Source organism: Streptomyces sp. NPDC004134 (assembly GCF_042874195.1).
Taxonomy (GTDB): Bacteria; Actinomycetota; Actinomycetes; order Streptomycetales; family Streptomycetaceae; genus Streptomyces.
Window position 1 is genome coordinate 96388 of the sequence record NZ_JBIAMS010000018.1, and the last position, 22347, is coordinate 118734.

At 73.2% G+C, this 22347-nt stretch carries 20 protein-coding genes and 1 pseudogene; 3 read left to right on the forward strand and 18 right to left on the reverse strand.

Annotated features, from left to right (window positions below; genetic code table 11):
• Nucleotides 1-181: 181 nt before the first annotated feature.
• The 7 genes and pseudogenes from ACFYVJ_RS22510 to argC form a co-directional block, all read right to left on the reverse strand.
• A complete protein-coding gene (locus ACFYVJ_RS22510; protein ID WP_388894095.1) occupies nucleotides 182-580 on the reverse strand; it encodes a hypothetical protein in 399 nt (132 codons plus the stop codon).
• Nucleotides 581-606: 26 nt separating this feature from the next.
• Nucleotides 607-954, reverse strand: a pseudogene (locus ACFYVJ_RS22515) (DUF1206 domain-containing protein); the annotation flags it as partial.
• A 313-nt stretch (nucleotides 955-1267) separates the two neighbouring features.
• Nucleotides 1268-1792 carry an arginine repressor gene (locus ACFYVJ_RS22520; protein WP_101425469.1) on the reverse strand — a complete coding sequence of 175 codons (525 nt, stop codon included), beginning with the start codon at nucleotides 1790-1792 and terminating at the stop codon, nucleotides 1268-1270.
• 22 nt (nucleotides 1793-1814) lie between these two features.
• A complete protein-coding gene (locus tag ACFYVJ_RS22525) occupies nucleotides 1815-3032 on the reverse strand; it encodes an acetylornithine transaminase (protein ID WP_388894099.1) in 1218 nt (405 codons plus the stop codon).
• Nucleotides 3029-3997, reverse strand: coding sequence for an acetylglutamate kinase (gene argB, locus ACFYVJ_RS22530; protein WP_388894102.1), 969 nt, complete (start codon nucleotides 3995-3997; stop codon nucleotides 3029-3031). Before argB ends, ACFYVJ_RS22525 begins: the two co-directional genes overlap by 4 nt.
• Nucleotides 3994-5160, reverse strand: coding sequence for a bifunctional glutamate N-acetyltransferase/amino-acid acetyltransferase ArgJ (gene argJ / locus ACFYVJ_RS22535; protein WP_388894105.1), 1167 nt, complete (start codon nucleotides 5158-5160; stop codon nucleotides 3994-3996). Before argJ ends, argB begins: the two co-directional genes overlap by 4 nt.
• Complete coding sequence (argC, locus tag ACFYVJ_RS22540) at nucleotides 5157-6185, reverse strand: N-acetyl-gamma-glutamyl-phosphate reductase (RefSeq protein WP_388894108.1); 1029 nt, start codon at nucleotides 6183-6185, stop codon at nucleotides 5157-5159. The genes argJ and argC overlap by 4 nt, the downstream gene beginning before the upstream one ends.
• Nucleotides 6186-6439: 254 nt before the next feature.
• On the opposite strand from argC, the gene ACFYVJ_RS22545 reads away from it, so the two are divergent.
• The gene (locus tag ACFYVJ_RS22545) at nucleotides 6440-8890 is read left to right on the forward strand and encodes an Hsp70 family protein (RefSeq protein ID WP_388894111.1); all 2451 of its coding nucleotides are present in this window, start codon (nucleotides 6440-6442) and stop codon (nucleotides 8888-8890) included.
• Nucleotides 8891-8920: 30 nt separating this feature from the next.
• On the opposite strand, the gene ACFYVJ_RS22550 is transcribed toward ACFYVJ_RS22545, so the two are convergent.
• From ACFYVJ_RS22550 to ACFYVJ_RS22560, 3 genes are all read right to left on the reverse strand, one after another.
• Nucleotides 8921-10678, reverse strand: coding sequence for a GMC oxidoreductase (locus ACFYVJ_RS22550; RefSeq protein ID WP_388894113.1), 1758 nt, complete (start codon nucleotides 10676-10678; stop codon nucleotides 8921-8923).
• Between the two features lie 128 nt (nucleotides 10679-10806).
• Complete coding sequence (locus ACFYVJ_RS22555) at nucleotides 10807-11382, reverse strand: histidine phosphatase family protein (RefSeq protein ID WP_388894116.1); 576 nt, start codon at nucleotides 11380-11382, stop codon at nucleotides 10807-10809.
• A 21-nt stretch (nucleotides 11383-11403) separates the two neighbouring features.
• Nucleotides 11404-11862, reverse strand: coding sequence for a GNAT family N-acetyltransferase (locus ACFYVJ_RS22560; RefSeq protein WP_388894119.1), 459 nt, complete (start codon nucleotides 11860-11862; stop codon nucleotides 11404-11406).
• 130 nt (nucleotides 11863-11992) lie between these two features.
• On the opposite strand from ACFYVJ_RS22560, the gene ACFYVJ_RS22565 reads away from it, so the two are divergent.
• Nucleotides 11993-12196, forward strand: a complete 204-nt coding sequence (locus ACFYVJ_RS22565; RefSeq protein WP_037750937.1) for a DUF1918 domain-containing protein — start codon at nucleotides 11993-11995, stop codon at nucleotides 12194-12196.
• Between the two features lie 57 nt (nucleotides 12197-12253).
• On the opposite strand, the gene ACFYVJ_RS22570 is transcribed toward ACFYVJ_RS22565, so the two are convergent.
• Nucleotides 12254-13468: a glycoside hydrolase family 10 protein gene (locus tag ACFYVJ_RS22570; RefSeq protein WP_388894284.1), complete on the reverse strand. Its 1215-nt coding sequence runs from the start codon at nucleotides 13466-13468 to the stop codon at nucleotides 12254-12256.
• A gap of 244 nt (nucleotides 13469-13712) precedes the next feature.
• Between ACFYVJ_RS22570 and ACFYVJ_RS22575 the strand changes: the two genes are divergently transcribed.
• Nucleotides 13713-14570 carry a 3-hydroxybutyryl-CoA dehydrogenase gene (locus tag ACFYVJ_RS22575; RefSeq protein ID WP_388894122.1) on the forward strand — a complete coding sequence of 286 codons (858 nt, stop codon included), beginning with the start codon at nucleotides 13713-13715 and terminating at the stop codon, nucleotides 14568-14570.
• A gap of 57 nt (nucleotides 14571-14627) precedes the next feature.
• On the opposite strand, the gene pheT is transcribed toward ACFYVJ_RS22575, so the two are convergent.
• The 7 genes from pheT to infC all read right to left on the reverse strand — a co-directional run bounded on the left by pheT (nucleotide 14628) and on the right by infC (nucleotide 22048).
• Nucleotides 14628-17156: a phenylalanine--tRNA ligase subunit beta gene (gene pheT / locus ACFYVJ_RS22580; protein ID WP_388894125.1), complete on the reverse strand. Its 2529-nt coding sequence runs from the start codon at nucleotides 17154-17156 to the stop codon at nucleotides 14628-14630.
• Complete coding sequence (gene pheS, locus ACFYVJ_RS22585; RefSeq protein WP_388894128.1) at nucleotides 17156-18298, reverse strand: phenylalanine--tRNA ligase subunit alpha; 1143 nt, start codon at nucleotides 18296-18298, stop codon at nucleotides 17156-17158. Before pheS ends, pheT begins: the two co-directional genes overlap by 1 nt.
• Before the next feature lie 198 nt (nucleotides 18299-18496).
• The gene (locus ACFYVJ_RS22590) at nucleotides 18497-19582 is read right to left on the reverse strand and encodes a sensor histidine kinase (RefSeq protein WP_388894131.1); all 1086 of its coding nucleotides are present in this window, start codon (nucleotides 19580-19582) and stop codon (nucleotides 18497-18499) included.
• A 73-nt stretch (nucleotides 19583-19655) separates the two neighbouring features.
• Nucleotides 19656-20525, reverse strand: coding sequence for a TrmH family RNA methyltransferase (locus ACFYVJ_RS22595; RefSeq protein ID WP_388894134.1), 870 nt, complete (start codon nucleotides 20523-20525; stop codon nucleotides 19656-19658).
• 120 nt (nucleotides 20526-20645) lie between these two features.
• Complete coding sequence (rplT, locus tag ACFYVJ_RS22600) at nucleotides 20646-21032, reverse strand: 50S ribosomal protein L20 (RefSeq protein ID WP_018836831.1); 387 nt, start codon at nucleotides 21030-21032, stop codon at nucleotides 20646-20648.
• 102 nt (nucleotides 21033-21134) lie between these two features.
• The gene (rpmI, locus tag ACFYVJ_RS22605) at nucleotides 21135-21329 is read right to left on the reverse strand and encodes a 50S ribosomal protein L35 (protein WP_018852864.1); all 195 of its coding nucleotides are present in this window, start codon (nucleotides 21327-21329) and stop codon (nucleotides 21135-21137) included.
• Between the two features lie 110 nt (nucleotides 21330-21439).
• Nucleotides 21440-22048, reverse strand: a complete 609-nt coding sequence (gene infC / locus ACFYVJ_RS22610; RefSeq protein WP_388894287.1) for a translation initiation factor IF-3 — start codon at nucleotides 22046-22048, stop codon at nucleotides 21440-21442.
• Nucleotides 22049-22347: the final 299 nt, after the last annotated feature.

Here is a 22347-nt window from a genome sequence, read left to right on the forward strand (position 1 = left end):
GCCCCCCGATCCGCACCCCGTCGCCCAGCGGGCCCCCGCCCCCCCCCCCCCAAAACTCGCGGCCCAGCTGACCAGGTTTTCGCGGGCCCGGGGGGGGGGGGGGGCGCCGGGGGGGGGGGGGCCCCGCGCCCACCCCCCACCCCCTTCGCTGTCCACTCCTCCGCCGCGGGCCGGCCGCCTGTCACAGGCGCGGCTGCGTCAGGGACCAGCCGGAGACCGCGGACATCGGACCGCGCCACAGGGACGCCTCCGCGTTATCCGTGCCGTGGTGGTAGGTGACGTCACGGAGGTGGAGATAGGGCTCCCTCGACGGATCGGGATCGTCGGCGTCGGTGGGCACCACGGCCAGCGCGGTGTCGAGGAACGCGGCGACCGCGGGGTCGGACGCGTGGATCTGGTCCAGCCATGCCTCACGCCAGGCACGGTGGCTGATCATGTGCCCGTGCAGGACGCCACCGCTCAGGTGCAGGGTGACCGCGATGCTCGCCTGGGAGTCGTCCGACTCGTCCAGCAGGGAGTTGAGCGCCTGAAGGTACACGTCCATCGCCGGCATCCTGGTCGTCCTCTCCTCGTCGGTCACGTCGCACGGTCGTCCTCACGTTCACCTCAGACCCGGCGCCAGCGGGCACAGGCGAAGGAGAAGAGGGCGAAGAGCACCAGGCCCGCGGCAACGACGACCAGCAGCCACGGCCCCGCCGCGGTGTCCGCGAACGACTTCAACGCCGCGTCGACCCCCTTGGCCTCCTTCGGGTCGTACCGCAGCGCGGCCCGGGTGACGAAGACTCCGATGGCACCCACGACCAGGCCACGCGCCATACCGCCCGTGACCCCGGCCACGTCGACGAGGCGCCTGGTGGTCCGGGACATCCGGGACGTGCGAAGGTGCTTGCGGTACGAGCGCATCGCGGCGCGCACCGCAAGCACCCCGCCCGCCACCGCGATACCCGCGGCCGGTGAACCCGGCCCGTGCGCCCCACCCCACCGCCTGACTGTCCGCCGCCTTGCGCATCGTCCTGCGCGTCCGCGCTGCCGGGCTTGCCGCCTGCATCGTCGACCTCCTCCTCGGTCCGCCTGCGACTGCCCAGGAACAACCGGAGGAAACGCAGGCCGCAGTCGGCCCGGTCCCCGTTCCGGGCACCGGCGGTCGCAGGCCGGAGGCGTACGGGCACTCCCGGACGGCGGGATTCCTCACCCCCTCCAGGCCGCGCGCCCGGCGTCCGCGCCACCGGCACGGACGGCACGGAACTCCGCCCCGCCACCCGCGGGGTCACCGTTCGCGTTCGGCGAGTTTCAGGAGGTGGTCGGCGAGGGACTGGCCGCCCGAGGGGTCGCGGCTGATCACCATCAGGGTGTCGTCCCCCGCGATCGTGCCGAGGATCGGCGTCAGCTCCGCCGCGTCGATCGCCGAGGCCAGGAACTGCGCCGCACCCGGCGGCGTGCGGAGCACCACGATGTTCGCCGACGCCTCCGCGGAGATCAGCAGTTCGCCGGCGAGCCGCGCCATCCGCTCCTCCTTCGCCGACTCGCCCAGCGGCACCTGCGGGGTGCGGAAGCCGCCCTCCGAGGGGACCGCGTAGATCAGCTCGCCGCCCGTGTTGCGGATCTTGACCGCGCCCAGTTCGTCCAGGTCCCGGGAGAGAGTCGCCTGCGTCACCGTCAGGCCGTCGTCGGCGAGGAGCTTGGCCAGTTGGCTCTGCGAGCGGACCGGCTGCCGGTTCAGGATGTCGACGATCCTGCGGTGGCGTGCCGTGCGCGTGTGCGGCACGGCGGGACCGTTGTGCTCCTCGGACATGTCACTCTCCGGCTCGTCGGGGCTAGGCTGCGGGACCCGCCGCGTCGAGCACGGCCGGCAAGGCGGCAAGCAGGGCGTCCGCCTCCGCCTCACCGAGGATCAGCGGCGGGGCGAGCCGGATCACGTCCGGCGCCACCGCGTTGACCAGGAATCCCGCTGCCTGGGCCGTCTGTTGCACCTGCGGCGCGACGGCCTCGGTGAGCACCATACCGAGCAGCAGGCCCGCGCCTCGCACATGGTCGACAAGCGGGTGTTCGAGTCGGCCGATTCCGTCCCGCAGCCGCTCCCCCACCCGCTTGACCTGCGCCAGCAGCCCGTCGGCCGCGATCACGTCCAGCACCGCCAGCGCGGCGGCGCAGGCGACCGGGTTGCCGCCGAAGGTGGAGCCGTGCCTTCCGGGGGTGAAGAGGCCGGCGGCGGGGCCGAAGGCCAGCGTCGCGCCGATCGGCAGGCCGCCGCCGAGGCCCTTGGCGAGGGTGACGACGTCCGCCTCCACGCCCTGCGCCTGCGCGGCGAACCAGTGGCCCGTACGCCCGATCCCCGTCTGCACCTCGTCCAGCACCAGCAGCGCGCCGGCGGCCCTCGTGATCTCGCGGGCGGCGGCGAGATAGCCGTCAGGCGGTACGACGACGCCGTTCTCCCCCTGCACCGGCTCGATGATCACGAGCGCGGTCTCCCCGGTCACCGCGGCGCGCAGCGCCTCCGCGTCCCCGTACGGCACGTGCGTGACCTCGCCGGGCAGCGGGCCGAAGCCTTCCTGCTTGCCGGGCTGGCCGGTCAGCGCCAGGGCGCCCATGGTGCGGCCGTGGAAGCCGCCCTCGGTGGCCACCATGTGCGTACGGCCCGTCAGCCGGCCGATCTTGAACGCGGCCTCCACCGCCTCCGCGCCGGAGTTGGCGAAGAACACCCGGCCGGGCCGGCCGGCGAGTTCCAGCAGCCGCTCGGCGAGCGCCACCGGAGGCTCGGCGACGTACAGGTTGGAGACGTGCCCGAGCGTGGCGATCTGCTTCGAGACCGCCTCGACGACCGCGGGGTGGGCGGTGCCGAGGGAGGTGACGGCGATGCCGCCGACGAAGTCCAGGTACTCGTTGCCGTCGGCGTCCCACAGCTTCGCGCCCGAGCCGCGGACGAGGGGCAGGCGGGGGGTGCCGTAGTTGTCCATCAGCGCGCCCTGCCAGCGCTCCGTCAGCTCCGCGTTGCCGCTCACGCCACTGCTCGTGCCGACGTCCGTGCCGCTCATGTCGCAGACCCTTCCGCGTCCGGCACGACCATCGTGCCGATGCCCTCGTCCGTGAAGATCTCCAGCAGGATGGAGTGCGGCACCCGGCCGTCGATGACCCGCGCGGTGTGCACGCCGTGGCGCACCGCGTACAGGCAGCCCTCCATCTTCGGGACCATGCCGCTGGCCAGGTCGGGCAGCAGCCGCTCCAGCTCGCCCGCGGTGAGCCGGCTGATGACCTCGTCGCTGTCCGGCCAGTTCTCGTACAGGCCCTCGACGTCGGTGAGGACCATCAGGGTCTCCGCGCCGAGCGCGGCGGCCAGCGCGGCGGCGGCGGTGTCGGCGTTGACGTTGAAGACCTCGCCGGCCGCGTCGGACTCGTCGGCGGAGCGGGCGACGGAGGAGACGACCGGGATGCGGCCGTCCGCGAGCAGCGCCTCTATCGCTCCGGTGTCGATTCCGGTGACCTCGCCGACCCGGCCGATGTCGACCGGCTCGCCGTCGACCAGCGGGCGGTGCCGGGTGGCGGTGATGGTGTGCGCGTCCTCGCCGGTCAGGCCGACGGCGAAGGGGCCGTGCTCGTTGAGCAGCCCGACCAGCTCGCGCTGCACCTGCCCGGCGAGCACCATCCGTACGACGGCCATGGCCTCCGGCGTCGTCACCCGCAGCCCGGCGCGGAACTCGCTGGCCAGGCCGTGCCGGTCGAGCTGCGCGCTGATCTGCGGGCCGCCGCCGTGTACGACGACGGGGCGCAGCCCGGCATGCCGCAGGAAGACGACGTCCTGGGCGAAGGCGCGCTTGAGGTCGTCGTCGACCATGGCGTTGCCGCCGAACTTGACCACCACGACCTTGCCGTGGTGGCGGGTCAGCCAGGGCAGCGCCTCGATGAGGGTGCGGGCCTTGGGCAGAGCGGTGTGCTTGCGCGTGGGGGTGGCGGGTGCCGCCTCGGTGGCGGGTGCGGCGGGGGCCGCGGGGGTCGTCGTCATGAGCTGTACGCGCTGTTCTCGTGGACGTAGTCGGCGGTCAGGTCGTTGGTCCAGATCACGGCTTCCGCGTCGCCCGCGGCGAGGTCCGCCACGATGTGGACCTCGCGGTAGCGCATGTCGACCAGGTCGCGGTCCTCGCCGAACGAGCCGTTCTTGCACACCCACACGCCGTTGATCGCGACGTTCAGCCGGTCCGGCTCGAAGGCGGCGGAGGTGGTGCCGATCGCGGCCAGCACCCGGCCCCAGTTGGGGTCCTCGCCATGGATGGCGCACTTGAGGAGGTTGTTGCGGGCGATGGAGCGGCCGACCTCCACGGCGTCGTCCTCGCCGGCGGCCCCCACGACCTCGACCTTGATCTCCTTGCTGGCGCCCTCGGCGTCGGCGATGAGCTGCCGGCCGAGGCTGTCGCAGACGGCCCGTACCGCCTCGGCGAACTCCGCCTGCGCCGGCCGGACCCCGCTGGCGCCGGAGGCCAGCAGCAGCACGGTGTCGTTGGTGGACATGGCGCCGTCGGAGTCGACGCGGTCGAAGGTGGTACGGGTCGCGGCGCGCAGCGCGGCGTCGAGATCGGCGGCGGGCACGTCGGCGTCGGTGGTGAGGACGACGAGCATGGTCGCAAGACCGGGCGCGAGCATGCCGGCGCCCTTGGCCATGCCGCCCACGGTCCAGGCCGCGCCGTCGTCGCCGCCCGCGGTGACGACGGCGGTCTTGTGCACGGTGTCCGTGGTCTTGATGGCGATGGCGGCCTTCTCACCGCCGTGCGCGGACAGCTCCGCGGCGGCCAGGCCGACGCCGGGCAGCAGCTTGTCCATCGGCAGCAGCGTGCCGATCAGCCCGGTGGAGGCCACGGCGACCTCCGCGGCGCTGTGGCCGAGCACCTCGGCGACGCGCTCGGCGGTGGCGTGGGTGTCCTGGAAGCCGCGGGGTCCGGTGCAGGCGTTGGCGCCGCCGGAGTTGAGGATCACCGCGGACACCTCGCCGCCCTTGAGCACCTGCTCGGACCAGACGACCGGGGCGGCCTTGACGCGGTTGGCGGTGAAGACGCCGGCGGCGGCGCGGCGCGGCCCCTCGTTGACCACGAGGGCCAGGTCCGGGTTGCCGTTCTCCTTGATCCCGGCGGCGATGCCCGCCGCCGTGAACCCTTTGGCTGCCGTGACGCTCAAGGTGCCACTCCTGTCGTAGAAAGCCCCAGCTCCTCGGGGAGTCCGAGGGCGATGTTCATGCTCTGCACCGCGCCGCCGGCGGTGCCCTTGGTGAGGTTGTCGATGGCGCTGACCGCGATGATGCGCCGGGCGCTCTCGTCGTACGCGACCTGGAGCAGCGCGGTGTTGGAGCCGGTGACGGCGCCGGTGGCGGGCCACTGCCCGGGCGGCAGCAGCCGGACGAACGGCTCGCCCTGGTACGCCTTCTCGTACGCGGCGCGCACCGCCTCCGCCGTGGTGCCGGGGCGGGCGCGCGCCGTGCTGGTGGCGAGGATGCCGCGGGGCATCGGGGCGAGGGTCGGGGTGAAGGAGACCGTGACCGGCTCGCCCGCGACGGCGCTGAGGTTCTGGCCGATCTCCGGCGTGTGCCGGTGCCCGCCGCCGACGCCGTACGGGCTCATGGAGCCCATCACCTCGCTGGCCAGCAGGTGCGGCTTGAGTGCCTTGCCGGCGCCGGAGGTGCCGGAGGCGGCGACGATGACGGCCTCCGGCTCGGCGAGCCCGGCGGCGTACGCGGGGAAGAGGCCGAGGGAGACGGCGGTCGGGTAGCACCCGGGCACCGCGATGCGCCGGACCCCGTGGAGCGCTTCGCGGTGCCCGGGCAGCTCGGGCAGCCCGTACGGCCAGGTGCCGGCGTGCGGCGTGCCGTAGAACCGCTCCCAGTCGGCGGCGTCGGCGAGCCGGTGGTCGGCGCCGCAGTCGACGACGAGCACGTCGTCGCCGAGCTCCGCCGCCACGGCGGCGGACTGCCCGTGCGGCAGCGCGAGGAACACGACGTCGTGCCCGGCGAGCACGCCGGGCGCGGTCCCGGCCAGCTCCCGGCCGGCGAGGGGCGCGAGGTGCGGCTGTATGTCGCCGAGGGGCCGCCCGGCGTTGGCGTGGGCGGTGAGGGCCCCGACCTCGACCCCGGGATGCCCCAGCAACACCCGCAGCAGTTCCCCGCCCACGTACCCGCTGGCCCCGGCCACTGCCACCCGCACGGTCATCCGCTCCTCCTCGTCACAGCATGACTATACGGATGACGGCAGAGCTATGCAAAGAATATCCGCCGCACCCCGTCCGCCGGATGGAGACCGAGTGCTTCTACGGTCCGCAGACCGCTGCAGAACGCAGAGTTCCCGGTCTGCCCTTGGGTGCGCTTCCGCGGCCGGCCACGGCGAGAGCCGGGGGAACGTAACCTGCGTGGGGGCGCCGGACGTGGGCGCCGGGCCGTGAGTGCCGGGTGCGGAAGGGGGCCGGGGTGGAGCCGCTGAGGGCCGGGGACCCGGAGAAGGTGGGCGGGTTCGGGTTGCGGGGCCGGCTGGGTGCCGGCGGGATGGGCGAGGTGTTCCTGGGCCGGTCGCCGGGCGGGCGGGCGGCGGCGGTGAAGGTGGTGCATCCGCATCTGGCACGGCAGGGGGAGTTCCGGCGGCGGTTCGCGCGGGAGGTGGCGGCGGCGCGGGCGGTGGGCGGAGCGTTCACGGCTCCGGTGCTGGCCGCCGGGCCGGAGGACGACCTGCCGTGGATCGCGACCGTCTACGTTCCGGGGCCCGATCTGGCGGAAGCGGTCGGTGTGGCGGGACCGCTACCCGAAGGAGCGGTGTGGCGGCTGGCGGCGGGGCTCGTGGAGGCGTTGCAGGCCGTTCACGCGGCGGGGGTAGTGCACCGGGATCTGAAGCCGTCGAACGTGCTGGTGGCCGCCGACGGGCCGCGGGTGATCGATTTCGGAATCGCGCGGACGCTGGAGGACACCGCACTGACGGCGACCGGTCTGGTGGCGGGGACGGTGGGCTTCATGGCGCCCGAGCAGGCCGAAGGCGGCGAAGTCGGCCCGGCCGGCGATGTGTTCGCGCTCGGGGCGGTGATCGCCTTCGCCGCGACGGGGGCCGGGCCCTTCGGGGAGGGTCCGCCACTGGCGGTGCTTAACCGGGTGGTCAGCGGGCGGCCACGGCTGGACGGGCTCACGGGTCCGCTGCGCGAACTGGTCGACGCGTGCCTGGCGAAGAATCCCCGTGAACGGCCCACGCTCACAGGGTTGCTGGAGCGGATCGGCGCGCACTGGGAGCCGGCGGACGACTTCCCCGGCGCCTCCCCCTGGCCGGATGCCGTCACCACCCTCATCCAGCGGCACGCCACGCCCCCGACCGCCCCTTACACCGAAGCCGCCGAGGCCACGGCGCCGCCGGACGGCGAACCGGACGCGGCGCGTCCGGCCGTCGTCGGCATCGACCTCGGCACGAGAAACTCGGCCGTGGCCGTCCTGGAAGCCGGCAGGGTCCGGCCGATCCCCAACGCCCAGGGCGCGCATACCACTCCCAGCCTGGTGACCCTCACCGCCGAGGGGGACGTCCTCGTCGGTATAGCCGCCGAGCGGCAGACCCTCACCAACCCCGGCTACGCCCCCCGCGCCGCCAAGCTGGAGCTGGGTACCGGCTGGCATGTCACGCGGGGCGACGTCCGGCTGACCGCCGAGGACGTCGCCGGGCTGATCCTCGCCCGCCTGCGCGAGGACGCTGAGGCCCACCTCGGCCGGCCGCTCACCGCCGCGGTACTGGCGGTGCCCGCCGGCTTCCGCCGCGATCAGCGGGCCGCGCTGCTCCGGGCCGGCGAACGGGCCGGGCTCCCCGTCATGCGGCTGATCAACGAGCCCTCGGCGGTGGCAATGGCCTACGGCCTGTACCGGGACGACTGCACCGTCCTGGTCTTCGACCTCGGGGCGGGCACCCTCGACGTCTCCCTCGTCGACCTCGGCGACGGCACCGTGGTGGCCTGGGCCAGCGCCGGCGACAGCCGGCTCGGCGGCGACGACTGGGACCGGCGGATCGTCGAGCTCCTGACCGACCGCGTACGGCTGCGGCACGGCGTGGATCTCACCGGCGACGTCGCCGCGGCCGAGCGGCTCCGCGAGGCGGCCGAGGCCGCGAGAATCGAGCTGTCGGCGGTGCGCACCACGACCCTCCGGCTGCCCCACCTCGCCACCGGACCGGACGGCCCCGTCCACCTCGAAGAGGAGCTGACCCGCGAGGAGTTCGAGGCGCTCACCCGGGATCTGCTGGAACGCTGCCGCACGCCCGTCGAACGCGTCCTCGCCGACGCGGACCGCACGGCCACCGACATCGACCGGGTCGTCCTGACGGGCGGCGCCGCCCGGATGCCCGCGGTGGGCGACCTGATCCACCGGCTCACGGAAGGCCGTGAGCCCTACCGGGGCCTGCCCCCCGGGGCTGCCGCCAAGGGCGCCGCTCTTCAGGCGGGCATCATGACCGGGGACGTGAAGGACGTGTTGCTCCTCGATGTAACCCCCCACTCGATCGGCGTCGAAACCAACGAGGGAACCACGGCGAAAGTGATCGAGCGGAACACGACGATCCCCACGAAGCGCTCCGAGATGTTCACCACACACACGGACAACCAGAGCGCGGTGGTGCTCCACGTCGTGGAGGGCGAGCGGGAGGACCCGGCGCGCAACCGGACCCTTGCGGTCCTCGAACTCGCCCTGCCACCCGCTCCCCGCGGCGTACCGCAGATCGAGGTGACGGCCGACTGCGATCTCAACAACATCGCCCACATCACGGCCAAGGAGCTGGGCACGGGCAACAAGACGGTCGCCACCGTCGACCAGGTGACGATGGAACGGGCTGCCGCGCTCCTCCGCTCCTCCCGCTGGGCCGGCCTGCGCGGTCTCGCCCCTGTGCCTCACCCGGACTTCTGAGAGCGTGTCCTACGTGGTCCGTGCGGCCGGTCAGCCCTTGGGCGGGACCTCGGGGATCGGCAGCAACAGGGCGCCGAACGCGCCCGCCGGCACCGCCGGCTCGCGCGGGGGCACCGGGCGGAGGCGGGTGTAGGGGTCGTTCTGGGCGGGGCGGGGGTCCTCCTCGCCCTTGTTCGGCCACAGCGCCATCGCCCGCTCCGCCTGCGCCGTGATCGTCAGCGACGGGTTCACGCCGAGGTTCGCGGAGACCGCCGAGCCGTCCACCACCGAGATCCCCGGGTGGCCGTACAGCCGGTGGTACGGGTCGATGACGCCGTGCTCCGCGTCCTCCCCGATGGGGCAGCCGCCCAGGAAGTGCGCCGTCAGCGGCTTGCCCATCAGCTCGCCGAGGTTCGTGCCCGGCTGCCCGCCGATCTGCTCCGCGAGCAGCCGCGCCGCCTCCGCACCCTCCGGGAGGTGCACCGGGTTCGGCGCCCCGTGGCCCTGCCGGGCCGTGAGCAGGCCCTTCCCGAGGCCCTTGTCCTTCAGGTACGTGGTCAGCGAGTTGTCGTGGGTCTGCATGACGAGCCCGATGATCGTCCGCTCGGACCACCGGTACGTCGTGGCCGTCCGCGCCACCAGCACCGGGTGCCGCAGATACGCGCCCAGCACCCGCAGCGCCTTGGGCAGCTTCCCGTCGGGCTTGAACTGCGGGACGCACAGCAGCGCCATCGCGTTGGAGCCCTTGCCGTAGCGCACGTTCTCGATGTGCGTGGTGTCGTTGGGGTGGATCGAGGAGGTGATGGCCACCCCCTTGGTGAAGTCCGGCTCACCCGTGCCGCGCTTCTTGCGGTACGTGCGCGGGAAGGTCACCGCGCCGACCAGGGCTTCGGAGTTGGTGCGGGTCAGCTCGCCGAGGCGCGGGGAGAGCCCGGGCAGCCGGCCGCCGGTCTTCATGCGGTGCAGCAGGGTCTGGGTGCCGTACGTGCCCGCCGCGACCACCACGTGGTCGCAGCTCAGCACCTGCCGCTTGCCGCGGCGGCGCTTGTTCGTCGCCACCGTGGTCACCTCGTAGCCGCCGCCGGCGGCCTCGTGCACGTCGACGACGGTGGTCAGCGGGTGGATGACGGCGCCGCGCCGCTCGGCGAGGTAGAGGTAGTTCTCCGTCAGGGTGTTCTTCGCGCCGTAGCGGCAGCCGGTCATGCACGAGCCGCACTGCAGGCACGCGGCGCGCTCCGGGCCCGCGCCGCCGAAGTACGGGTCCGGCACGGTCTCGCCGGGAGCCGCCGTGGTCTCGCCGCCGGCGTCGCGCCCGTCGCCGTAGAAGACGCCGACGGGGGTGAGCCGGTAGGAGTCGCCCGCGCCCATGCGCTCGGCGGTGGTCTTCAGGTACGTGTCCGCCTCGGTGGTCGTCGGGTTCTCCCGGACCCCGAGCATCCGCTTCGCCTGGTCGTAGTACGGGGCCAACTCCTCCTGCCAGTCGGTGATGTGGCCCCACTGCCGGTCGCGGAAGAAGGCGGGCGGGGGCACGTAGAGGGTGTTGGCGTAGTTGAGGGAGCCGCCGCCCACGCCGGCGCCGGCGAGCACCATGACGTTGCTGAGCAGGTGGATGCGCTGGATGCCGTAGAGGCCGAGGGCGGGGGCCCAGAGGTAGTCGCGCAGCCGCCAGGAGTTCTTGGGGAGTTGCTCGCGGGCGAATCTGCGGCCCGCCTCCAGCACGCCGACCTTGTAGCCCTTCTCGGTCAGGCGCAGGGCGGCCACCGAGCCGCCGAAGCCGGAACCGATCACGATCACGTCGTACGAGCTCATCGCGTCTCGCTCCTCGCACCCGGTACTGCGGCTACCTACCAGGCAGTAGACTTACCTACCCGTAGGGAGTTGGCAATGGCCCCGACATCATCCGCCCGCCGCGCCCCGCAGTCCACTCGCAGCGGCGCTCAGGCCCAACTGTCGACGTGCAGGCTCCACCGCCCGGGACGCCCCGTCAGGCTGATCGCCGACAGCGGCATCACGTCGATGTGCCAGTACGCGGCGGGCGGCGCCTTCAGCGCGTAGACCAGCGCGGCGCGGATGATCGAGGGCTCGGTGACGGCGAGCACGTGGGTGCCGTCGTCCACCGGACGGGTGTCCAGCCAGCCGCCTATCCGCTGGATGAAGGCGATCAGCGGCTCGCCGCCGTGCGGCGCGGCGTGCGGATCCGCCAGCCAGGCGTCCACGTCGCGCGGCTCCGTCATCATCACCTCCTCCAGCGTGCGCCCCCGCCACCGGCCCATGTCGCAGTCCCGGAGCGCGAGTTGGGCCAGCGGCGCGAGGCCGAGCACCCGGCCGGTCTCGCGGGAGCGCTGCGTGGGCGAGCAGTACCGCAACTCGGCGGCGGCCAGCGGGGAGAACACCGGAACGGCGCGCTCGGCCGCCACCCAGCCGGCCGCGTCCAGCGGCCGGTCGTCGTCGAAGCGCTCCGCGAGCCGCGAGGAGTTGCGGGCCGCGGCGAGCAGCGTGAGACGAACGTTCATGCGGCGATGGTAGGAGCGCCGTCAGGCTCTGCCCAGAGCCATCCACTGGGTCGGTTCCGCCAGTGGCTCGAAGCCGAGCCTCGCGTAGACCCCGTGGGCGTCGCCGGTCGCCAGCAGGACGCGGCGCAGCCGGTACGGCGCGAGGTGGTCGCGGACCGCGGCGACCAGGCCGCTGCCGACGCCTGCGCCGCGGATTTCGCGGGCCACGTAGACGTCGCAGAGCCAGGCGAAGGTGGCGCGGTCGGTGACGACGCGGGCGTACGCGACCTGCCCGCCCGCGCCGCCGGGGCCACCGCCGGCGGCGGGCGCCTCCGGAGCGTAGACGCCGAAGTTCAGGGAGTGGTCGATCGCGGTGTCCTGCTGCGCGCGGCTGCGGCCGAGCGCCCAGTACGCGTCGGTGGACAGCCAGTGGTGGACGAGCGCGCGGTCGAGCCGGGCGGGGTCGGAGGAGACCTCGTACGGAGCGGGTACGTGAGCCATGGGCAGAGCCTGGCACGCGGTGCATGGCCCGTACACCGGAATTCTCCGGGAGCCAAGCGCGGCGCACGACCCTAAACTGGCGGTCACGGACCCCGTCATTCGGGGACGTTCCGGACAGGAGGTCGACCCCATGCAGGCTGAAGTGGGCGACAAGCTGTGTGTGCACGGCCGCGTCGTCGGCCAGGAGGACCGGACCGCGGAGATCGTCGAAGTCATGGGCGCGGCCGGCGCACCGCCCTACCGGGTGCGGTTCGACGACGGCCACGAGGCGCTGGTGTCACCCGGCCCGGACTCCGTGGTCCGGCATCGGGACCGGGAGTCCGGGCAGGGCTGACGTCCGCGGCCGCGGGTGGCGGTGCGGCCGGGACGACGGGGGCCGGCGGGCGCGCCGTCAGCAGCGCGGCGGCCTGGCCGGCTCGCGGTAGTGGTCGGCGACGAGCCTGCTGACCGCGCCCAGCGGGTCCTGGGGCAGCAGTTTCGCGGAGAAGTACATGTTCCCCTGGACCTCCGGGTAGCCCTGGCAGAACGTCAGGTGACGGGAGAGCTCAGCCGGGTCGAACCAGGCCGCGGGCTGGCCCGCGGCGCCGACCTTGTACAGCGCCTCGCCGATGTAGAGGTTGACGCCGGTGCCCGCGACCACGTCGTTCCACCAGGGCACGATCTTGGCGTAGTCGGCGACCGCGAAGCCGATGTTCCAGTACACCTGCGGGACGATGTAGTCGATCCAGCGCTCGCGCACCCACTTGCGGGTGTCGGCGTAGAGGTTGTCGTACGTCTGCGTGCCCGCCTGGGTGTCGGAGCCCTCGGGGTCGGTGGCCGCGTTCCGCCAGACCGCGAACGGGCTGACGCCGAACTGCACGTGGCGCTTCGTCCGCTTGATGGCCCGGCCCAGCTCCGCGACCAGCAGGTCGACGTTGTTGCGCCGCCAGTCGGCCTTGTCCGCGAAGGCGCCGCCGTACTTCCGGTACGTCTCCTCGTCGGCGAACTCCTGACCCGCGACCGGATACGGGTAGAAGTAGTCGTCGAAGTGCACGGCGTCGATGTCGTAGCGGCGTACGGCGTCGAGGATGCAGCGCTGGACGAAGCGGCGGACCTCCGGCACCCCCGGGTCGTAGTAGATCTTGCCGCCGTACGGTACGACCCATTCGGGGTGCCGGTTCGCCGGGTGCTCCGGCACCAGCTTCTCCGCGAGCGCGTCGTTGCGCACCCGGTAGGGGTTGAACCAGGCGTGCAGTTCGAGACCGCGCCGGTGGGCCTCGCGGACGGCGAAGCCGAGCGGATCCCAGCCAGGGTCGACGCCCTGGGTCCCGGAGAGCCACTCCGACCACGGCTCGTGCGGCGACGGCCACATCGCGTCGGCCGTCGGCCGCGCCTGGAAGACGACGGTGTTCATCCGCCGGTCCGCCGCCTCGTCGAGCCGGGCCAGCAACTGACGCTGCTGTTCGGCCGCGCTCAGGCCCTGCTTGACCGGCCAGTCGATGTTCGCCACCGTCGCCACCCACGAGCCGCGCATCTGCCCGGCCGGGCGGCCGTGGCCGCGCCCCGCCGCTCCGGCCGGGGCCGCGATCGCGTCGCCCGCCACGGTCACCGCGGACAGGGCACCCACCGCCGCGGCGCCGAACCGGCGCCGGCTGAGGTGGTGCGGTCTGCCGGGAGTGCTGCTCCCCATCTGGATCCTCCGAATCGCCGAGAACAAGAATCCGACTGAGCCAAGTGGTCTGAACCACTCGTCAGTTGCGGCACATCCTCGCGTCCTGCCTCACCCGGGGACAAGAGCCATGCGCTACGCGGGTAACGTCAGGGGTCCGAAAGGGTTGCCCACACGGCAGGACGAGGGACGAGGAGAGACATTGACCGACATCGAACGCGTCGGAGTGGTCGGATCCGGCCAGATGGGCTCGGGCATCGCCGAGGTGTGTGCCCGCTCCGGCCTTCAGGTCGTCGTCGCCGAGACCACCGGTGACGCCCTCGAACTGGGCCGTACGCGCGTCACCAACTCGCTCGCCAAGGCCGCGGAGCGCGGCAAGATCACCGAGGTGGAGCGGGACGAGGCACTGGACGCGCTGAGCTTCACGACCGATCTCGGAGAGCTTGCGGAGAGCGATCTCGTGATCGAGGCGGTGGTGGAAAACGAACAGGTCAAGACCGAAATCTTCCAGATCCTCGATCAGGTCGTCACCCGCCAGGACGCCGTCCTCGCCTCCAACACCTCGTCCATCCCGCTGATCAAGCTCGCCATCGCCACCACGCGGCCGGAGCAGGTCATCGGGATGCACTTCTTCAACCCCGCGCCCGTGCAGCGCCTCGTCGAGCTGATCCCGGCGCTGACGACCAGCGACGAGACCCTCAAGCGGACCGAGGCGCTGGCCCGCGACGTACTGGGCAAGCACTCCATCCGGGCCCAGGACCGCTCCGGGTTCGTCGTCAACGCGCTGCTGATCCCGTATCTGCTCTCCGCGGTGCGGATGTTCGAGTCGGGCATCGCGACGCGCGAGGACATCGACAACGGGATGGAGCTGGGCTGCGCCCACCCGATGGGCCCGCTGAAGCTCTCGGACCTCATCGGCCTCGACGTCATCGCCTCCGTGGCCGACTCGATGTACGCCGAGTACAAGGAGCCGACGTACGGGACGCCGCCGCTGCTGGCGCGGATGGTCGAGGCCGGGCGGCTGGGCCGGAAGACGGGCGCCGGGTTCTACGCCTACTGAGGCGTCGGGTCCGGCACGGTACGGGGCCCGCGGCCGGCCCCGTACCGTCGTGCGGGCTCACGCCCCGCGCAGCACCGCGCCCGCCTCCTCGGCGGCCCTGGCCACCGCGGCGTCCCGGGCGGCGCCCGCCTCCTCCGCGGTCAGCGTGCGGTCGGGGGCGCGGAAGCGCAGCGCGTAGGCGAGCGACTTGCGGCCCTCGCCCACCTGCTCGCCGGTGAAGACGTCGAACAGCCGCACCGACTCCAGCAGCTCCCCGGCCCCGGCGCGCAGCGCCCCGGCGACCTTCGCCGCCGGCACGTCCGCGGCCACGACCAGCGCCACGTCCTGCGTCGCCACCGGGTACGTGGAGATCCGCGGCGCCTGCAGCGGCTCGCCGCCGGCGATCTCCAGCAGGTCGAGCGAGACCTCCATCGCGCAGGTGCGCTCCGGCACCTGCAGCGCCTTGACCACCCGCGGGTGCAGCTCGCCGGCGTGGCCGACGACCCGCCGCTCGCCGTCCACGACCGCGAACAGCGCGGCGCACCTGCCGGGGTGCCACGGCGCGTGCCGGTCGGACTCGGTCGTCAGCTCCACGCCCGCCTCCCGGGCCACGGTACGGGCCGCCTCCACCGCGTCCGCCCAGTCCGCCGGGCGGCCCTGGCCCCACCAGCCGGCCTGCTCGCGGGCGCCGGCGAGGACGACGGCGGCGCGGCGCGGCTGCTTGGGCAGGGCGGCGTCGAGCCCGGCGATCTCCTCGCCGGTGGGCCGCCGGTCGACGGGCAGCCGCACGGGCGCGGTCTCGTAGCCGGAGGGCCGGAAGACCAGGCCGGTCTCGAAGAGCGCCAGGTCCGCGGCGCCGCGGCCGTGGTTGCGGCGCAGGGCGGCGAGCAGCCCGGGCAGCAGCGTGGTGCGCAGCGCCGGCTCCTCGTCGCTCAGCGGGTTGACGAGGGTGACCGTACGGCGGCGGGCGTCGTCGGGCTCCAGGCCGAGGGCGTCGAGCGCCGCCTCGCCCAGGAACGGGTAGTTCAGCACCTCGACGTAGCCGGCGCCGGCCAGCGCCCGGCCGGCCCTGCGGTGCAGCCGCTGCCGGCCGGTCAGACCGCGGCCCGCGGGCGGCCTGGGCAGCGTGGAGGGCAGGTTCTCGTAGCCTTCGAGCCGGATGACCTCCTCGGCGAGGTCGTTCGGCGAGCCCAGGTCGGGGCGCCAGGTCGGCACGGTGACGGTCAGCTCGTCGGCGCCGTAGACATCGCAGCCGACCTCCTGGAGCCGGCGCACCACGGTCTCGCGCCCGTACGTCACGCCCGCCACCAGGTCCGGGTGGTCGGCCTTCATCCGCACGGTACGCGGGCCGCGGGGCGCGGTGACCACGGTCACGCCCGCCTCTGCGGAGCCGCCGGCGAGCAGCACCAGCAGGTCCACGGTGCGCTGCGCCGCGGCCGGGCCCGCCTCCGGGTCGACGCCGCGCTCGAAGCGGCGCGACGCCTCGGAGGTGAGGCGGTGGCGGCGCGAGGTGCGGGCGATGGAGACGGGGTCGAAGTGCGCGGCCTCGATGACGATGTCGGTGGTGCCCGCCACGGTGCCGAGCAGGTGGTCGCGTACCTCGGCCTCGGCGATCTCGGTGTCGGCGCCGCCCATCACCCCGGCCAGCCCGATCGGGCCGCGGTCGTCGGTGATCAGCAGGTCCTCGGGATCGAGGGTCCTCTCGACGCCGTCGAGGGTGGTGAGCTTCTCGCCGGGGGCCGCGCGGCGGACGCCGAGGGGGCCGTCGAGCCGGTCGCGGTCGTAGGCGTGCAGCGGCTGGCCGATCTCCAGCATCACGTAGTTGGTGACGTCCACGGCGAGCGAGATCGGGCGCATGCCGGCCTTCTGCAGCCGGCGCTGCAGCCAGATCGGCGAGCGGGCCTCGGGGTCGACGCCGGTGACGACGCGGGCGGTGAACCGGTCGCAGCCGCGCAGGTCGTCGACCTTGACCTGGTAGCCGTAGTCGTTCGGCGGGGGCACGTCGAGCAGCGCCGGGTCGCGCAGCGGCAGGCCGTAGGCGATGGCGGTCTCGCGGGCGACGCCGCGCAGCGACAGCGCGTAGCCGCGGTCGGGGTTGACGGCGATGTCCAGGACCTCGTCGTTCAGCTCCAGCAGCTCGACCGCGTCGGTGCCCGGCTCGTACTCCGGCGGCAGCACGAGGATGCCGTCGTGGTCGTCGCCGATGTCCAGCTCGCGCACCGAGCAGATCATGCCCTCGGAGACCTTGCCGTACGTCTTGCGGGCGCCGATCTTGAAGCCGCCGGGCAGCTCGCCGCCGGGCAGGATGACGACGACCTTGTCGCCGACGGCGAAGTTGCTCGCGCCGCAGATGATGTTCTGCGGCTCGCCGGTCCCGTTGGCCCGGCCGACGTCGACCTGGCAGTAGCGGATCGGCTTCTTGAACTCCGTCAGCTCCTCGATCGCCAGCACCCGGCCGACGACCAGCGGGCCCGTCAGGCCCGCGCCGAGCCGCTCGACGGTCTCGACCTCCAGGCCGGCGCTGATCAGCCGGGCCTGGACGGCGCGGCCGGTCTCGCCGGCCGGCAGGTCGACGTACTCCCGCAGCCACGAAAGCGGGACTCGCATCAGATCTCCATCCCGAACGGCCTGGTGAAGCGCACGTCACCCTCGACCATGTCTCGCATGTCCTCGACGTTGTGGCGGAACATCAACATCCGCTCGATCCCGAAGCCGAACGCGAACCCGCTGTAGCGCTCCGGGTCGATGCCGCAGGCGACCAGCACCTTCGGGTTGACCATGCCGCAGCCGCCCAGCTCGATCCAGCCCTCGGAGCCGCAGGTGCGGCAGGGCCGGTCCGGGTTGCCGACGGACTCGCCGCGGCAGACGAAGCAGACCATGTCCATCTCGGCGGACGGCTCGGTGAACGGGAAGTGGTCCGGGCGCAGCCGGGTCCGCATGCCCTCGCCGAAGAGCGAGGAGACCATGTGGTCGAGGGTGCCCTTGAGGTCGGCCATCGTCAGGCCCTCGTCCACGGCCAGCCCCTCGACCTGCATGAAGACGGGGGTGTGGGTGGCGTCCAGCTCGTCGGTGCGGTAGACGCGGCCGGGGCAGATCACGTAGACGGGCGGCTCGCGGTCGAGCATGGTGCGGATCTGCACGGGCGAGGTGTGGGTACGCAGCACGACGCCGGACTCGTCGTCGCCCTGCCGCTCCGCGGCGCCGCCCTGCGGGCCGCGTACGAAGAAGGTGTCCTGCTCGCTGCGCGCGGGGTGGTCGGGCGCGATGTTGAGCGCGTCGAAGTTGAACCACTCCGCCTCGACCTCGGGGCCCTCGGCCACCTCCCAGCTCATCGCCGTGAAGATGTCCTCGATGCGCTCGGAGAGCGTGGTCAGCGGGTGCCGGGCGCCGGCGGGCGTGCGGTCGTACGGCAGCGTGACGTCCACCGCCTCCTCGACCAGCACCCGGGCGTCGCGCTCCGCCTCCAGCTCCTCCTGCCGCCGCTTGAGCGCCTGGCCGACCTCGCCGCGGGCCCGGCCGACGCGCTTGCCCGCGTCCGCCTTGGCGTGCGGCGGCAGGGCGCCGATCTCGCGGTTGGCCAGCGCCAGCGGGGAGCGGTCGCCGGCGTGGGCGATCTTCACCTCGCGGAGCTCTGCGAGGTCGCCGGCCGCGGCGATGGCGGCCAGCGCCTCGTCGCGCACCCGGTCGATCTCTTCCGGTTTCAGTGCCTCGACCTCGACAGGGTCGTACGACTTGTTCGGTGCCGACATCTCTTCCCGTACTTCCGATTGGCTGGCTGCGCCCCGACCCGGCGGCCGCGGCGTGTCGGCGAGCGAGGTCGCCGAGGGGCCGGGGGTCGAGTCTAGGGCCTGTCTCGCAGACTCCGTCGTCCGCCCGGAGGGCGGGCGAGCAGGCCAGAGCCCGTGGGTGGAGCCCGTAGGTGAAGCCCGTGGGCGGGCGGCCGCTGCTCAGGCGAGGTGGGCCGGGGCGCCGACGGGCAGGGTAAATCGGAAGCGGGCGCCGCCGCCGGGCGCGCGGCCGACCGTGATGATCCCGCCGTGGGCCTCCACGATGCCCTTGACGATGTACAGCCCCAGGCCGGTGCCGCCGCGCTTGCTGCCCCGCCAGAAGCGGGTGAAGACGCGGCTCATCGACTCCTCTGGGATGCCGGGGCCTTCGTCGCTCACGGTGACCTGGGTGCCTTCCCTGCCGTGGTTGAGGGTGGCGGGTGCCACCTCGATGGTGACAAGTCCCTCGCCGTGCCGCACGGCATTTTCCAGCAGGTTGCCCAGCACCTGGTCGACCTTGTCCGGGTCGGCCCACAGGTCGGGCAGCTCCCCCGGCACCAGCGTGCGGAACCGCGCCGGGTCCTGGCCCGCGGTGGTCTGCGCCTCCACGTGCCGGTGCACCGCGGCGACCACGTCGACCCGCTGCTTGCGCACTTCGAGCCGGCCGGAGTCGATCCGGGAGATGTCCAGCAGCTCGGCGATGAGCCGGGTGACGCGGTTGGCGTCGGCGTGCACGGTCTCCAGCATCAGCCGCTTCTGGTCGTCGGTGAACCGCTCCCACTTCGCCAGCAGCGTGGCGGTGAAGCCCTTCACGGAGGTCAGCGGCGAGCGCAGCTCGTGCGCGACGGTGGCGATCAGCTCCGCGTGACTGCGCTCGCTGCGCCGCCGGGCCTCCGTGCCGCGCAGGGTGACGACCAGCTTGCGCACCGGGCCCGTGCGCCCGTCGCGTACGTAGCGGGCGGCGACCAGCACCTCGCGGTTGCCCGGCAGCAGCAGGTTGCGCTCGGGGTGCCCGGTGCGGATGGCCAGGCCGCCGTACGGGTCCGTCAGCCGCCACCAGCGGCGGCCCTTCAGGTCCTCCAGGGGCAGCGCCTCGGTCAGCGGGCGGCCGAGGACGGCGGCCGGCGCCAGGGCGGTGATCCGCGCGGCGGCGGCGTTGAAGCGCACCACGATGCCCCGCTCGTCGGCCACGACGAGGCCGTCCGGCAGATCGTCGGGCGCACAGCCGAGGCCCTTGGCCTCGGGCCCGTCATCTGCACTCTCCACCCCATGAACCCCCTCCCGCAGACCGGGCGTTGGCCTGCCCGCACGGTCGACTCGCGGACCTAGAGCGGTCACCTTACCGGGCGGAGCTGACGGCACGGCACCCGCCGATCGGGCGGTGCGCCCGGGCCGAGGCGTAGAGGCACACGGCGGCGGCGGTGGCGAGGTTCAGGCTCTCGGCGCGGCCGTGGATCGGCACCCGGACGACGGCGTCGGCGAGCGCCCTGGTCTCCGCGGGCAGCCCCCACGCTTCGTTGCCGAAGATCCAGCCGGTGGGGGCGGCGAGCCCGCCGTCGTCCAGCTCGTCGTCGAGGTCCCGCTCCCCCGCACCGTCCGCGGCCAGCAGCCGGACGCCGGCGGCGCGCAGTTCTGCGGCGGCCCGCTCGGCGGGCACGCCGGTGACGACGGGCAGGTGGAAGAGGCTGCCGGCGGAGGCCCGTACGGCCTTGGGGTTGTACGGGTCCACGGAGGCGTCGGTCAGCACCACGGCGTCGGCCCCCGCGGCGTCGGCGCAGCGCAGCACGGTGCCGGCGTTGCCGGGGTCGCGGACGTGCGCCAGGACGGCCACCAGCCGGGGGCGGGCGGCGACGACGTCGGCGAGGGGCACGTCGAGGAACCGGCAGACGCCCACGAGACCCTGCGGCGTCACGGTCTGCGAGAGCCCGGCGACGACCTCCCCGGCGGCGCTGTGCACGCGCACCCCCGCGTCACGGGCCGCCGCGACGATCTCCGCGTGCCGCTCGGCGGCCTCCGCGGTGACGAACAGCTCGACCAGCGCAGGACCGGCGCCGCCGGCCGCTCCGGCCCCGTACGCCACCGCCTCCCGCACGGCCTGCGGCCCCTCGGCGAGGAACCTGCGCTCCTTGGCCCGCCCGGCGCGCCTGAGCAGCTTGCGGGCGGCGGTGACGCGGGCGGAGCGCGGCGAGATCGGCTCGGGGGTGCCCATGGGCGGCGGGGAGACCTTTCGTACTGCGGTGCGGACGGCGGGAAGTGCCCGCGCTGAAGACGGAACCCGCAGGCCGGGGGGCCTGCGGGTCCTTGGTACGTGCCGTGCGAGCGCGGTGGCTCAGGCGGCGGACTTCGGCGCGTTGACGTCGCTGGGCAGCGCCTTCTGCGCCACCTCGACGAGCGCGGCGAAGGCGCCGGCGTCGTTCACGGCCAGCTCGGCCAGCATCTTGCGGTCCACCTCGACGCCCGCGGCCTTCAGGCCCTGGATGAAGCGGTTGTAGGTGATGCCGTTGGCGCGGGCAGCGGCGTTGATCCGCTGGATCCAGAGCTGCCGGAAGTCGCCCTTGCGCTTCTTGCGGTCGTTGTAGTTGTAGACGAGGGAGTGGGTGACCTGCTCCTTCGCCTTGCGGTAGAGGCGGGAGCGCTGGCCACGGTAACCGCTGGCCTGCTCGAGGATCGCCCGGCGCTTCTTCTGGGCGTTGATTGCCCGCTTGACGCGTGCCACTTGTTCACTCCTTGGGGCTGGGTCGCGTCGGCTGCGCGACCCGGAACGGCTGGGTCCCGGTCTCTTGAGTCGTCCTGCGCCCTGCCGGTGCAGGGCGGCGACTCACCTGCCGAGAAGCTTCTTGACCTTCTTGGCGTCGGCCTTGGACAGTTCGACCGTGCCGGCGAGGCGCCGGGTCAGAGTCGACGGCTTGTGCTCCAGGTAGTGGCGCCGGTTGGCACGCTGACGCAGCACCTTGCCGGAGCCGGTCACGCGGAAGCGCTTCTTGGAACCACTGTGGGTCTTGTTCTTCGGCATCTCGCCGTTCACTCCTCGTCTTCGGCGCCTCCCACCACCCGTAAAAGGGCATGCGAAAGCGTCAGACTGACTTTCGTCCTACGTCTCCGGACCCGGGGCCGGGTCCGCGATCAGGCCTCGGCGCGCTCCGCCGGAGCGGTGTCGTCGCCCCTGCGCTCCGCCTTGCGGGCGGCCTGGGCCTCCCGGGCTTCGGCCATCGCCTCGGTCTTCTTCTTGTGCGGACCGAGGACCATGATCATGTTGCGGCCGTCCTGCTTGGGGGTGGACTCCACGAAGCCCAGCTCCTGCACGTCCTCCGCGAGCCGCTGCAGCAGCCGCCGGCCCAGCTCGGGACGGGACTGCTCACGACCGCGGAACATGATCGTGATCTTGACCTTGTCACCCTGCTTGAGAAACCGCTCGACGTGACCCTTCTTGGTGTCGTAGTCGTGCGGGTCGATCTTCGGCCGGAGCTTCATCTCCTTGATGACCGTGTGCGCCTGGTTCTTGCGCGCCTCACGGGCCTTCATGGCCGACTCGTACTTGAACTTCCCGTAGTCCATCAGCTTGCACACCGGAGGACGGGCGTTGGCCGCCACCTCGACCAGGTCGAGGTCGTACTCCTGGGCAAGCTCCAGAGCCTTGGCGAGCGGGACGATGCCCACCTGCTCGCCGCTGGGGCCGACAAGTCGCACCTCGGGGACGCGAATCCGGTCGTTGATGCGGGGCTCGGCGCTGATGTGGCCTCCTCATTTCCACCACGCGACTGCCTGGCGGGCAACCGCGTCACGTTCTGTCTGCCGACCATCCGACGCGGGCACAAAAAAGCCCCGGACGGAACGCAAATGCGGGCTCCTGCCGGGGAGCACCACCGCAGAGCGAGCCGCGGGGCGCTTGGGACCGGTGACCCGCCGACCGGGGGCCGGAAGGTGGGAGATCGGAGCCTCCACTTGCGGGCCGGGCGCTCCTCTTTCCTGCATGGCGCGTCCGGCCGGTCGCTTTCGAGCATACCAGTGCGCGGAGAGACCCTGCACATCCG

Coding starts and splice junctions, on each gene's coding strand:
- ACFYVJ_RS22555 (WP_388894116.1), bottom strand. CDS start 11,382: ATGAACGTTCGTCTCACGCTGCTCGCCGCGGCCCGCAACTCCTCGCGG.
- ACFYVJ_RS22565 (WP_037750937.1), top strand. CDS start 11,993: ATGCAGGCTGAAGTGGGCGACAAGCTGTGTGTGCACGGCCGCGTCGTC.
- ACFYVJ_RS22560 (WP_388894119.1), bottom strand. CDS start 11,862: ATGGCTCACGTACCCGCTCCGTACGAGGTCTCCTCCGACCCCGCCCGG.
- ACFYVJ_RS22520 (WP_101425469.1), bottom strand. CDS start 1,792: ATGTCCGAGGAGCACAACGGTCCCGCCGTGCCGCACACGCGCACGGCA.
- pheT (WP_388894125.1), bottom strand. CDS start 17,156: ATGCGAGTCCCGCTTTCGTGGCTGCGGGAGTACGTCGACCTGCCGGCC.
- ACFYVJ_RS22525 (WP_388894099.1), bottom strand. CDS start 3,032: ATGAGCGGCACGGACGTCGGCACGAGCAGTGGCGTGAGCGGCAACGCG.
- ACFYVJ_RS22595 (WP_388894134.1), bottom strand. CDS start 20,525: ATGGGCACCCCCGAGCCGATCTCGCCGCGCTCCGCCCGCGTCACCGCC.
- argC (WP_388894108.1), bottom strand. CDS start 6,185: ATGACCGTGCGGGTGGCAGTGGCCGGGGCCAGCGGGTACGTGGGCGGG.
- ACFYVJ_RS22550 (WP_388894113.1), bottom strand. CDS start 10,678: ATGAGCTCGTACGACGTGATCGTGATCGGTTCCGGCTTCGGCGGCTCG.
- rpmI (WP_018852864.1), bottom strand. CDS start 21,329: ATGCCGAAGAACAAGACCCACAGTGGTTCCAAGAAGCGCTTCCGCGTG.
- pheS (WP_388894128.1), bottom strand. CDS start 18,298: ATGTCGGCACCGAACAAGTCGTACGACCCTGTCGAGGTCGAGGCACTG.
- argB (WP_388894102.1), bottom strand. CDS start 3,997: ATGACGACGACCCCCGCGGCCCCCGCCGCACCCGCCACCGAGGCGGCA.